Consider the following 12,173-nt stretch of genomic DNA (forward strand, 5'->3'; position numbering starts at 1 on the left):
GCGACCGCGGAACGGGTACAGCGTGGACCACTGCTTCAGCTCGACTGCCAGGGCGGCGACGCCCTGTGCGGGAGGCGCTTGACCCCGCACCCTTGCGTCCAGACGCAGTTGGTGCCCGGAAGTTCGTACTCGAGGAGAAGATGCAGGTCACCGAATCCCGCCTCGTCGAGCGCGGCCAACATCGGCGGCCGGCCGTTCCCCCAACTGCTCCGTTTCAATGGGTCGACCGGCCGACGATGCAGGCGCTGGAACGCTCACGCGGAATCGGCCACGAGCTCGGAATTCGCAAGTTGGGCTGCCTGGATGACCGTTCCGCTGAAGACGCATCTCCGGACGCTCATGAAGGCGTTGCCCATCAGGCCTGGGACGTTCGTGGGCGAGCTGGCGTGGGCGTTGCGCAGGCGAGAAGGCGAGAGCCGGCCAAGGCGTCGAGCTAGGCTCTTCGCGATGAAGGGAACATGGCGGAGAGCGGCGGCGTGGGTAATCAGGCAAGGCTTTGCCTGATTACCTCGATATTCGATCACGGGATGGTAACGCCTCCGCTAACGTGCAGGTCGGGAAGGGAAGTCCCCGCGCAGGTGGGGGTGAGCCGCTTGCGCGGCTCGGGCGGACCGCCCGCGCCCGGAAGTCCCCGCGCAGGTGGGGGTGAGCCGCGTGACGGCCAAAGCACCTGCTGCCGCAGTGAGAAGTCCCCGCGCAGGTGGGGGTGAGCCGTCCGTACAGTGAGTGTATGGAGTTCCGTACATGAAGTCCCCGCGCAGGTGGGGGTGAGCCGGCGGCGAACGCCGGCGATCCACGCGGACGGGGGAAGTCCCCGCGCAGGTGGGGGTGAGCCGCTCATCGCGGCGCCGGCCCCGGAGCGGCTCGGGAAGTCCCCGCGCAGGTGGGGGTGAGCCGCGGGAGTTGGGCGGACTGGCTGCGGGCTTGGCGAAGTCCCCGCGCAGGTGGGGGTGAGCCTCCAGGCTCTGACGGGGCTGTCCAGGACCACGGGAAGTCCCCGCGCAGGTGGGGGTGAGCCGCGGACAGACAAGCCGCTGAAGCGGACAACCAGGAAGTCCCCGCGCAGGTGGGGGTGAGCCGAGGCGGTCCGCGCGGAGGTGGCGGATCTGGAGGAAGTCCCCGCGCAGGTGGGGGTGAGCCGTCCCAGACCTGACCGGGGTAACCACGGGCACCGAAGTCCCCGCGCAGGTGGGGGTGAGCCCACTCACCCTGCGCCTGTGGATGGAATTTTACCGAAGTCCCCGCGCAGGTGGGGGTGAGCCGTGACCACCACCCTTGAGGGCGCGCAGGCCCTCGAAGTCCCCGCGCAGGTGGGGGTGAGCCGCCGAGCAGGACCAGGGCCGCGTTCCGCCGTCCGAAGTCCCCGCGCAGGTGGGGCGGGCCGTTGCCGACCGGCTACGCCCACCCCTGGCACGGGAAGTTCCCGCGCAGGTGGGGGTGAGCTGGCAGGAATCTGATGGCTGATCAGCACCGTACCGAAGTCCCCGCGCAGGTGGGGGTGAGCCGTCGGAGACCGGGGCGATGTCGATGTGGCCGGGGAAGTCCCCGCGCAGGTGGGGGTGAGCCGGGGCCGGCCCGGGTATCGGGCCGCCCCTTCGGAAGTCCCCGCGCAGGTGGGGGTGAGCCGGCGAGCAGGTCCCACCGACCTCATTGCGGAGCCGGGTGGTGGTCTTGTCGTGGTAGCCGAGAGCGTCCGCGGCGCCGGGCGCCGAATTCGGCACAGGGCGGGAGAACAGCTGCGAACGGCGGGTGTTAGCTTCCTTCCCGTGGTGGAGTATCAAGAGGAGACCAGGTCGGCCTACGACGGGGTCGTGGAACTGTATGCGTCGTTGTTCGCTGATCGGCTGGAGACGCAGCCGTTCTCGCGGAACATGATCGGCATCTTCGCCGAGCTGGTGCGTGGGACGGGGAACCCGCGGGCGGCCGATGTCGGCTGCGGGCCCGGACATCTGACGGCCATGCTGCATGACCTGGGGCTGGACGCCTTCGGGCTCGACCTCTCCCCGGCCATGGTCGACCACGCCCGGCGGGCCCATCCGGCGCTGCGGTTCGACGAGGCGCGGATGGAGGCCCTGCCGGTCGAGGACGGCGCGCTCGGCGGCGTGCTGGCCCACTACTCGATGATCCACACCCCTCCTGGGGAACTACCCGCGCTGCTCGCCGAGCAGGCGCGTGTCCTGGCACCAGGGGGCCTGCTCCTGGCCTCGTTCTTCGCGACCGACGGACCCGAGCCGGTCCGCTTCGACCACAAGGTGACGCCCGCCTATAGCTGGCCGGCGGACCGGTTCGCCGAGCTGCTGGCCCGGGCCGGGCTCGTCACGTTCGCCCGGCTGCTCCACGACCCGGCCTCTGAGCGGGGCTTCCTCGACGCCCACTTGCTGGCCCGCCTCCGCTAGAGCATGGCCTTCGCAGCGGAACAGGCGCTGCCACCTGCGTGCCACCGGGCCCTCGCGCACCACGCCTGTCAGGGACACGGCCGCGCGAGGGCCCGGCCCACTCACGCTATTGCGGACCCAAGGGCCTCTACGCCGACCGCGATCCCGGCACACCCGAAGTCACCCGAAAGGGGTGGCTCTCAAACTCGTTGCCCGAACCGGACTTGAACAACAGTCCACGCTCACCACGAACGGAGCAACCTGGCTCCCGATCACGTTGCCCGAGTGGCTCCGAAACAACCTGTCGAAAACAGGCCCTCGATCCGGGAAGTCCCCACGCAGGTGGGGGTGAGCCGCCGAGCGACCCGACGATGGGACCGACTCATCCGGAAGTCCCCACGCAGGTGGGGGTGAGCCGAGTCCACCTGGGAAACCATCCGCTATTGATCCGAAGTCCCCACGCAGGTGGAGGTGAGCCGCCTCGTCACTTTGGTGGTCGCCCTGGACGCCGGAAGTCCCCACGCAGGGGTGTCGTTAACGAGCAGCACATAGACCGACAAGTAACCCGCGAGTAGCTTCCGTCGGTTCTTGGTGAGGCCGGTCGGCCTTGCGCGGTGCTACAGAGGCAGCAGCGCGGCGATCGCGACGGCGCTCCTGGGCGGCGTATCCAGGTGGTGGACGGGCACCACCGCAGCCTGAGGCTCGGCAGGGATCCGCTTGGGTGACGCGTCGTCAGGCCGCCGCGGGCTCGGGGGCTTCCGGGCCGGGAGCGCCGACGGCGGCGAGGGCCAGGCGGTTGCTCATGTTCAGCCGGACTTCGCCGTACGGCATGACGTGCGACCAGAACAAGGGTGTGAGGCCGCGGCGGTCCTCGTCGGTGAGCCGGTCGGCCCACTCGGGCTCGGCGAGCAGGTCCTGGATCATCAGCGTGTTGACGTACACGAGCGGGGTCTGAAGCAGGTGCAGGGCAAGAATCGCGAGTTCCTGCTGGTCGCGGCGGTTGGAGGAGTTCGCCGCTCTTGCCGAAGAAGATGACGTCGTTGGCGCCGTTCCATCCCTCGACGACGTTCAGCCCCTCCTGGATCTCGCGCTGGAGGTCTCGCGAGAGCAGATAGCGGGCGACGAAGATGGTCTTCTGGGCGCGGCCGACTTCCAGCATGGCCTGGTAGACGGGGCGGGAGGCGGTGCGGGTGAACCTGCGCAGGATCGCCTCGGTCGCGGCGGTGCCGAGCCGGATGGCCGTGGCGTACTTGATGAGCTGGTCGTAGTTCTGCTCGATGACGTCCCAACGGATCGGCCGGGTGATCGCGTCGGCGAGGCCCGCATAGCTGTCCTGGTCTTCGCGGCCAGGTCGGTACAGCTTGACCTTGTTGATCTGCTTGATCCGGGGCAGCAGGTCGTAGCCCAGGAGCCGGGTGATGCCGAACCCGATCTCCGACTGGCCATGGGAGTCCACGAAGTTCCCGGCCGCCTTCATCGCGGTGGCGTGCCGGATCATGCCCTCGACCGCGGCGGCGGACCTCGGACGCGGTACAGGTCAGCAACTGCGAGTGGATCGCCACCGAGCCCTTTTCGATGTGCCAGTACACCAGCACGCCGCGGCCGCCGTACCGGGAGTGCCACTCGGTGAACAGGTTCCGGTCCCACGCGCGGAAGTGCGTGGAGTCCGAGGCGACCGTGCTGGTGCCCTGGCCCCAGATCGCCTCGCTACGGGCGGCGAAGGTGGCGTTCGCGATCGCGACGCCCGCGCCTTTGAGGCCGACGGCGGTCAGGTAGCGGCGTGCGACGTAGCGCAGTTCCTCTTCGCTGTGCCCGTGTTCGCCGGCGGCGACCGACGCGATTCCGGAGTTGGTGCCGTACGCGTACGCCACCAGCAGCAGCCGCTCCAGCAGCACGGGTTCGGGGATCGCGCCGCGGGTGCCGGCGGGGGCGAGGCCCTTGCGCATGCCGGTTCTGAGCGCGGCTTCCTTGAGGATGTCGATGAGCGCGACCATGCCCCACTTGCGGCGGATCGCCTTCTTCAGCTGCTTGAGGTTCGCGGGTTCCTTCTGCGCGTCCGGCTCGGTGAACTTGATCGCGCCGCCGCGCTGCCGCGCGCCGATGGTCACCCACGGGAGCGGCAGGGCGGTGTCGAGTGTGCCCAGCGCGTCGCGCATCTCGCGCTGGAGCTCGGCGACGAACGCCTTCGCGTCGACCGGCGAACGCCTTCGCGTCGACCGGCTTGTTCAGCTTCTCGTAGTACTCCGCGCGGCGGGCCTCGAAATCGGTGGGCAGGTCCTGGTCGGGGTTGCGCCACTTGTCGGCGCCGACGACCCAGCTCTCCTTGCAGCGCAGCCTCTCGCGCAGGGCCTGGAAGACGCATGCCTCGTACACGGTCCGCACCACGCGCTGCGGGCCGCGGACGGGGGTGTGGAGGGCGAATTCCTGCCAGTCCTTGCGCACCACGCCGTCGAGGGGGATGCGCTGGCCGATCGGCAGGTATTGGGCGGTGGAGTCCTTGTGCCGCTTGATCAGCGCCAACGCGTCAATGACGGGCTTGTGCTGGTCGTTGGAGGAGCGGAACTCCAGCACACCGAGGAGTTTGATCAGGCCGCGCCGGTAGTGGTTGGTGTAGGACGACTTGAACACCTCGCGCTTGGACCGGGCGAACGCCGCATCGGTCGCCTTCAGCTCGGCGATCAGGTCTTTGAGGGTCTGCTCGCCGCCGGCGGCCGGGTAGACCACCTTGCGAACCGTGCGGTCCGGCGCGCCGAGGGACGCGGCGGCGATGCGGCGCAGCAGCGCGGTCTTGCCGTGCACCCGCTTGAACTCCGCGGTGTACGCCTCGGTGACCTTTCTTCTCCGCGCGGGCGTTGATGCGGTGCACGGTGGAGTTGACCAGTGCCAGCAGGGTGTCGGTGATCTCCCGCTCGCGCTGGAACAGCAATGCGGCGAGCAGCACGTGACGTACCTCCGGGTCGAAGCGCCGCAGGTGGCTCGGGGACGACGCGGAGGCACGCGCGCGCCACGCGTCGACGACCTGGGGCCGATGCCGGTGAACGCGGTGGCGGGCGCGCCGACCGCGCGCACCTGACGCAGCTTGGACTCCTCCGCCAACAGCGAGTTGAGGCTGACGTTGCCCGGGTGCGCCTTGATCTGCCCGAGCACCGACTCGATGTCCTCTTCGGCGTCTTCCGGGGCGTCTTCTGTGCGTTCCCCGGCGGCATCGTCCCCGGTCGGGCGGGCGGCTGGTGGCTGCTCCGTGCTGGTCGTTCCGCCGGCGTCGGTGTCGACCATCGCGTCGAGGTGGCCGGTGCAGTCCGCGTCCGCCAGCCGGGCCGCGACTTCGGCGACGGCGAGTCGGTCGGCCTGGTGCAGCGCTCCCCGGACGATCAGCGCGAACCGATCGGGGCTGGCGGTTCTGTGGTTGCCGCCCGTAGGTACTTGAGGACTTCGGCGCAGACGGCCTCCTCTCGGCGCTCGTCGTGCCACAGGGCGCCGGCCAGATGGGCGGTGGCCTCGGCGGCGTCGTCGACAGTGCACTCGTGCCAGCCGGTGCGCTTGCGGATCTCGGAGCGGTGCCGCTGCGCGGTCCGTTCCGTCAAGTCGTAGGAGGCGATCTCGGCTGCGGCCACGTCGACCTGGCTTGCGACGTGCGCGATCGCGTCGTCGGGGATCTCGCCTCGGCCCTTGAGGAACCGGCCCCGCCAGTGCAGGAACAGCAGTTGTACGGCGTAGCCCAGCCTGGTCCCGCCGGACTTGTTCCGCAGCAGCGCCCACTGCTCCGCGTCCAGCGTGAAGTGGTCGACGACGCCGTCCGGCCCCAGATCCCGGCCCATCGCCATGCCCCCGTTCCGCTCGACATGCCGCCCCTACGACCGGTGATCGGCGCGACCGTAGAACTGCATAACGGTGCAACGGACGGGTTCGGCGGATGTGCCCGGGCGGTAGGCGCGAATCTGGTAGATCGGAGTCCGCACCGGGAGTTCTGGTCGACGAGCGTTTCGCCGCGTCGTTTGCGTGTGGCTCGAACGTGTGCCGACGGCCTCAGGTGCGCTCGTCGTCTGTGTCGCTGGGTGGGGTCAGTCCCACCAGAAGTCCCAGGTGCGGGCGCCGGTGAGCTGATGGGCGTATGCGGTGAGGGAGCCGCTGCCCTGCCAGATGTTGTCCGGGCAGAAGGCGAAGTGCTCGGCGGCGACGAGGAGGGCTGCTTCGTCGGTGGTCAGCGGCTGGGCGACGCTGAGGTGCAGGGTGGAGAAGCTGACCGCGACAACGCGCGCCCCGAAGCGACGCTCCCAGTCATCGACGATCGCAGAGAACTTGGCGGTGTCGTTGTCGTAGTTGCAGGGCCCGTCCCAGCCCGCGACGGTGAGCGCTTCTGCGCCTGTTGCGGCAGCCACCAGGCCCAGGCGGGAACGTGGGTGCGCGGCCAGGAACGTCTGGGCGTACACGGCGGCCGCTGCGTCGGCGTTCGCCACACTCTGCGGGCTCGGCGCGGTACCGGGCCACCTCTGCCCGAACGGTGCGGTGACGGCGAGGCGCTTGTCGGCCGAGAGCATGTCGCCGTCCTCGTCGACGGCGGTGTAGGTGGCCCACCATTCCGCAAGCAGTCCCGCTGGGTCGTGGGTGGCCGGCGAGGACATCCGCTGGGGAAACAACTCGCCCGATGCCCACAGGCGGAACTCTTCGTCGCGCGGTGACAGCGCGTCCAGCAGCAGCGGCCACATGCCGGAGCGTGCGTGCTCGGCGTGCAGCGTCTCCCACAGGCCGGCGGTGGCGGACTGGTCGCTCAGCCACAAGGGTTGGACGTCTCCGTCGCCCTCATCGGAGGTGATCATCCGGCCCGAGGGAAGAAGGGACTCGATGTTCAGTGGGAGCTCTTGGGACACGGACGGATGCTAGACCGGGGCTACGACAATGGGGCCGACGGGGTTCTGCGCTGCGGTTGGGGGCTGTCCGACCGATCATCGGTTGAGCACCTTCGGCCTGTGAGGGACCACGGAATCGCCCTGCCCGTCTACCGCCTGCACGTTGTGCCTGCGGTTGTGGCGCTGGCCAGTCCGACGTGGCAGCGCGAGGTGTGGCTCGATCCGAACCAGTTCGAGGACCTCGATTACACCGTGCACGTGCTGTTCGACGACTTCTGCGACGCGGACGATCCGCAGCCGTGGTTGGGGCAGTCGTTGCGCACTGAGGAGGAAGTCGACCTGATGGTGCGCCTCGGTGCCGCGTACAGCGCGGTACAGGAAGCGGTCGCCGCCGACGCCGGCGACGCGGACTACCTGGATGCGCCGGGCTGGCCTGCCGTGGTCTCGGCGGCAGCCCGGCCGGCCCAGGTGATGGTGACCAATGACCTGTCTGCGCTCAGTCTGCTGCACGACGCCAGGCATAGTTGGCCACCCGGCACCGGGCAGGGCCACGTCCGCGCGCATCAACCGCAGACTTCGGCGATGGGTGGCGATCTCGACCACTCGCATAAATGAACAGATGCGAGAGTTCTGCGACGCCCCCGGAGCGGGTCGCGTTTCCCCAGGTCGCTGTTCGCAGAACTCCTCTGAGAACTCCGGTGTTCTGCGGAGCAGTTCTGACACACTGCCGAGGTGGATCTGACGCCCGATCAAGCCGCAGACGCGGTGGAACGCAACGACTGTTCGAAGTGCGAGGCCCCTGCGGGCAGCGCCTGCCGCACCCGCGGCGGCAAGACCACGACGAAGTACCACACCGCGCGGTTCATCCTCGTCCCCGCGATGCGCGAGGCACTGCAGATCCCGGTCCCGGACGACCGCGGTCCCGGCCGGGTCTGGGCACCCCGCGCTTCCGTCGACCCGGCCCCCGTGGTCGCCGCCGCGCGACCGATCAGGATCGGGTACGCCCGCTGCTCGACCGCCCAGCAGGAACTCCAGAGCCAGCTCGACGCTTTGGAAGCCGCCCAGTGCAAGCGGATCTTCTCCGAGGAGATCAGCACCCGGATCAAGGTCCGGCCCGAGTTGGAGAGGGCGCTGGGGCTCGCCTACGACATCAAGGAGGCCGCCCCCGACCAGGAGGTCATCCTCACCGTCCACGAGCTCAAGCGCCTCGCCCGCAACGCCGCCGAGCTGATGACGCTGTCCGGGCAACTCCAGGGCGCCGGCGTTTAACTCGAACTGCTCACCGCCCGCTCACCGGTATCCATGACCCAACGGCATGGGCGCCATGTTCTTCACCGTCCTGGCCGCCGCCGCTCAGATCGAACGCAACTACATCCGTGAGAAGACCCTCGAAGGCCAGGCCACGGCCGCCGCGAAAGGCAACCACGGCGGACGGCCCAAGGTCATCGACGAGGACATGCCCACGTTCGCCCAGGCGCTGAAGAACAAGGGCGTCCCCGTCCCCGAGATCGCCAGGAAACTCACGATCAAGACCGGCAAGAACGCCGGCCAGCACCCCTCGGTCGCCTCGCTGTACCGCGCCTTCGCCGACGCCGAACCGGGGTAGTGCGACCGGCGCCTCGTCGGCTACTGCGTCACCGTGCTGAGTGGGTGGTCGTGCGAGGTGGGGCAGGTGTAGATCTGCATGCCGTAGCTGCGGCCGATTTCGACCCTGGTCGGCATGTGCGGGTAGCGGTGGTCCGCTTGGTGCTCGTCGGCGTCTTCGAGCGGCCGCCAGCTGTCGTTGCCGTCCCATTCGCTGCTGTCGACGTAGAGGAAGGGCTGCATGACGGCGTCGCACACGCCGCAGATCTCCGGCGAGGGGTCGCGGAAGCTCCACGGCGCCCAGCCGCCGAGCTTCCAACCGGTCGCGACGCCGAGCTCGTACTGGTAAACGAGTCCCTCCGCGTCCTCCCATACGCGGATCCGCTCGCGGAGCCCGCCCGGGAGTTCGTGCGGCGCCGGGTACTCGCGAACCTGCTCGGGGTGGACGACGCACGCCTCGGGGACGTAGTCGTCATGTTCGACGAGGAACGGCGCCGGCGGGTCGGTCAACAAGGCAGCCACGTCGTCGGCACGCCGCCAGCGCAACTGCACGCCCGGCAACGCCTCGTCGCCGTGCTCGAAGGGGCACCACAGCACCTGGAGCAGGTCGCACCCGTCTGGACCGTTGAACCCCGGGGTGTCGCGCGCGTACAGCTGGGCAATGGGCAGGAGCGGCACGGCCGGGTCGACCCGGTCGGACGGATGGCCGGCGCGGAGGCGATCGAGCTCGGCGTGTTCCTCGGCGGTGAACTGGGGCCGGGCCCAGGCGTCGTCGAGGAGCTGCCGGTAGCGGCGCACATCGTCCAGGGACTGCAGGGTGCGGTAGTACGACGAGGTGTGGTCGTCGGGGCACACCGGCCACGGCTCGTCCGCCGGCCACAGCAGCGGGCCCGCCACGGAGCTCTCGTGCACCGTCGGCGTGCCCGGCCGAGGGTGCAGACGCGTCGTCGTACGTGCGAGCGCGGTCAGTTCCGGAAAGACGGCTGTGACGTCGAGCGGGCGTGGCGGCGTGGTGCGGGTCATCACCGGGCTCCAGGTGCGTGTCGGGAGCACACATCGAACCAGGTGGCACCGACGATGATCTCGGGAAGTCCGCGGTCTGCCATGTGCCGCCGTCTGGGAGGACGGCGAGCGAGCCTGGGCGGCAGGGGTATCCGGGCACCGACCATGGGTTTCAAGGGTTGGCCACCCACTATCCGGTAGCTACCGGTGCTTGGCGAGGCGGTGGAGCAACCCGGCATGCAACGCCTCGATCTCCTCCATCACTTGGAGGTCGTCGTCTCTCAAGCAGGGGGCCGCGTACAGCATTCTGCGACGCTACGACACATGCACGGTCGGGGAGACGCGTCGAGTACCGCCGGTCCCGACCCGCTGTTCGATCATGGAATGGCGGCGGCTCCGTGAATCCGTAGGTCGGTGCGGATGTACCCACGCGAGTGGACGCGCCGGCTTCCATGCGGCCGTCACCGGTCGGGCTCTCGATGCACCACCCCTGGCCACAACTTCGCGTGATGGCCTTCAAAACGTGAGCCCGATCGTTTCGACCGTCGATCTGTCCCGTGGTCATCTCCCACCTTGGCGGCCGCGCCCGTCCGACGCGCGAATCGATCGTCTCCGCTGCGACTCCCGCCCGCCTGGGACGCCCTCGCCCGTCCCTCGCCTCGACGTTGCCTGCGTGTCGCCCGGTGCCCTTTCCCTTCCCTGACCTGCGTTGATGCCGGATTGGGCCAGACAACGGGCAAGGCCGCGCGGCCAACGTTCTCGGCATCGGCTACGGGAGGAGCAGCGGTGAACGAGACACGGAGCCAGGTGGGAAGTCGGGCACGGGACCGGGTGCAGGACCGGGTGCAAGATCAGGCGCAGGACCGGGCGCAGGACCGGGTGCAAGACCAGGCGCAAGACCAGGCGCAGGACGAGGTGTGGCCCCGGGTACAGGGGCGCACCGAGAGCCCGGCGCGGAGCGGTATCCGGAGCGTGTCGGCGGAGCCCGGCGGCAAGTTGCGCACCGGGGTGATCGGGCGGCTGAACGACGAGTGGGACGAGATCGCGTACGGCCTGCGCGGTGGAGACGCGTTGGCGTCGTGGTCGCGGGACTTCGCGGAGTTGGGGGCGTACGGCACGCTCGCGGAGCTTCAGCGGGGCATCAGCGCGGCGGCGCCGGCCGAGCAGGACGCGTTGTTGATCGCGTTGTTGACGCTGGCGGACTCCGGGGTTGCGTTGGCGGGGCGGGTGTTGTTGCAGCAGATGTTGCCGCACGCGGTGCGGTTGGCGTCGGCGCGGCGGGGGCCGGGGCAGAGTTTCGACGACGCGGCCGGGCACGTTCTGGGGTGTCTGTACGAGGTCATTCGCGCCTATCCGTATCGGCGGCGTACGGGGCGGGTCGCGGCGAATCTGGCCTGCGACACGCTGCACCGGGTCGTGTACGGGACGGGGGCGGGTCGTCGGCGCGGGCACGTGACGCTCGTGTTGACGCCTGATCCGGTCGGCGACACCGGGGTGTCGGCGCCGTTTCCGGCGTTGGAGCGGCGTCTGGACACCGGTGCGGCGTTGGTGCGCGGGGTGCGGTTGGGGGTGATCGACGCCTCGGATCCGGCGCTGTGCGACTGGCGGGTGGTGGGGGCGCACTCCGTCGACGCCGCGCGTGGGGATCTGATCGCGTTGTTGGTGGGCGCGGTGGAGGAGGGGGTTCTCACCGTGGAGCAGGCGCGGATGTTGGCGCAGGACTATCGCGAGTCGGCGCCGCCGGCGGCGGAGATCGCCGCGTCCCGGGGGATCTCGTACGCGTCGCTGCGGCAGCGGCACAGTCGCGCGGTGCGGCGGTTGCGGGAGGCCGGGCATGGCGCGCTGCGTGCCGCCTGAAATCGGTGGGCGCGGGTCGCCCGAGGTTGGTGGGCGCGTGTCGGTCACAGCGCGGTGGGTGGGCGCACCTTCGTCGGTGTCCGTCCAGCGCAGCGGGGGAGTGGTGATGGCCGAGCCGACGTGGTCGATGCCCGGGGGGTTCGAACCGGACGGGTTCGAACCGGACTTCGGGATCGCCGGGGCGGGCGCGGAGGGCCTGGACCCGGACGAGCTGTGTCTGGCGCGGGCCAGGCAGCAGGCGTACCGGATCGCGTATCGCCTGGTCACCGATCCGTTCGCGCCGGAGACGTTGAACGTGATGGAGGACTTTCTCGACGACGCGGCCGAGGTCCAGGTCGCGTACATGACGGTCGCGGCCCGCGACGAACGCCAGTTGCGGGCGCGGCTGGACGACTTGACCGCGAGCCGGCGGGCCCGGCGACAGGGACAAGGACTGGGACAAGGACACGAACAGGGTCGGGGAGAGGGAGAAGGGGAGGGATCGTGAGCGAGACGGTGTCCCTGGCGG

Annotated in this window: 9 protein-coding genes, 2 pseudogenes and 1 CRISPR repeat array; of the genes and pseudogenes, 6 read left to right on the forward strand and 5 right to left on the reverse strand. The window is 69.7% G+C overall.

What is annotated here, in order from left to right; all coding sequences use genetic code 11:
• Positions 1-563: 563 nt before the first annotated feature.
• Positions 564-1,627: direct repeats of the CRISPR family, unit length 27 nt; unit sequence GAAGTCCCCGCGCAGGTGGGGGTGAGC.
• A 139-nt stretch (positions 1,628-1,766) separates the two neighbouring features.
• Positions 1,767-2,396, forward strand: a complete 630-nt coding sequence (locus ACIBSV_RS45955) for a class I SAM-dependent methyltransferase (RefSeq protein ID WP_395873502.1) — start codon at positions 1,767-1,769, stop codon at positions 2,394-2,396.
• Between the two features lie 711 nt (positions 2,397-3,107).
• Here the strand turns inward: ACIBSV_RS45955 and ACIBSV_RS45960 are convergent.
• The 4 genes and pseudogenes from ACIBSV_RS45960 to ACIBSV_RS45975 form a co-directional block, all read right to left on the reverse strand.
• Positions 3,108-3,873: pseudogene (locus tag ACIBSV_RS45960) on the reverse strand (Tn3 family transposase).
• A 79-nt stretch (positions 3,874-3,952) separates the two neighbouring features.
• Positions 3,953-4,531, reverse strand: a pseudogene (locus tag ACIBSV_RS45965) (Tn3 family transposase); the annotation flags it as partial.
• A 1,215-nt stretch (positions 4,532-5,746) separates the two neighbouring features.
• Positions 5,747-6,199, reverse strand: coding sequence for a DUF4158 domain-containing protein (locus ACIBSV_RS45970; RefSeq protein ID WP_395873503.1), 453 nt, complete (start codon positions 6,197-6,199; stop codon positions 5,747-5,749).
• A gap of 237 nt (positions 6,200-6,436) precedes the next feature.
• Positions 6,437-7,243 carry a DUF4253 domain-containing protein gene (locus ACIBSV_RS45975; RefSeq protein ID WP_395873504.1) on the reverse strand — a complete coding sequence of 269 codons (807 nt, stop codon included), beginning with the start codon at positions 7,241-7,243 and terminating at the stop codon, positions 6,437-6,439.
• A gap of 99 nt (positions 7,244-7,342) precedes the next feature.
• On the opposite strand from ACIBSV_RS45975, the gene ACIBSV_RS45980 reads away from it, so the two are divergent.
• The 3 genes from ACIBSV_RS45980 to ACIBSV_RS45990 all read left to right on the forward strand — a co-directional run bounded on the left by ACIBSV_RS45980 (position 7,343) and on the right by ACIBSV_RS45990 (position 8,828).
• Positions 7,343-7,837, forward strand: a complete 495-nt coding sequence (locus ACIBSV_RS45980) for a hypothetical protein (protein WP_395873505.1) — start codon at positions 7,343-7,345, stop codon at positions 7,835-7,837.
• A gap of 117 nt (positions 7,838-7,954) precedes the next feature.
• The gene (locus ACIBSV_RS45985; RefSeq protein WP_395873506.1) at positions 7,955-8,491 is read left to right on the forward strand and encodes a recombinase family protein; all 537 of its coding nucleotides are present in this window, start codon (positions 7,955-7,957) and stop codon (positions 8,489-8,491) included.
• A 46-nt stretch (positions 8,492-8,537) separates the two neighbouring features.
• Positions 8,538-8,828 carry a recombinase family protein gene (locus ACIBSV_RS45990; protein WP_395873507.1) on the forward strand — a complete coding sequence of 97 codons (291 nt, stop codon included), beginning with the start codon at positions 8,538-8,540 and terminating at the stop codon, positions 8,826-8,828.
• Positions 8,829-8,848: 20 nt separating this feature from the next.
• Here ACIBSV_RS45990 and ACIBSV_RS45995 read toward each other — a convergent pair whose 3' ends face one another.
• Entirely contained in the window at positions 8,849-9,829 is a 981-nt protein-coding gene (locus ACIBSV_RS45995) for a hypothetical protein (protein ID WP_395873508.1), read from the reverse strand.
• Between the two features lie 765 nt (positions 9,830-10,594).
• Here ACIBSV_RS45995 and ACIBSV_RS46000 point away from each other — a divergent pair.
• The gene (locus ACIBSV_RS46000; protein WP_395873509.1) at positions 10,595-11,665 is read left to right on the forward strand and encodes a hypothetical protein; all 1,071 of its coding nucleotides are present in this window, start codon (positions 10,595-10,597) and stop codon (positions 11,663-11,665) included.
• 106 nt (positions 11,666-11,771) lie between these two features.
• On the forward strand, positions 11,772-12,152 hold the full coding sequence (locus ACIBSV_RS46005) for a hypothetical protein (RefSeq protein WP_395873510.1): 381 nt from the start codon (positions 11,772-11,774) through the stop codon (positions 12,150-12,152).
• Positions 12,153-12,173 lie beyond the last annotated feature (21 nt).

The sequence above is a fragment of the Embleya sp. NPDC050154 genome (genome assembly GCF_044460165.1).
Taxonomy (GTDB): Bacteria; Actinomycetota; Actinomycetes; order Streptomycetales; family Streptomycetaceae; genus Embleya.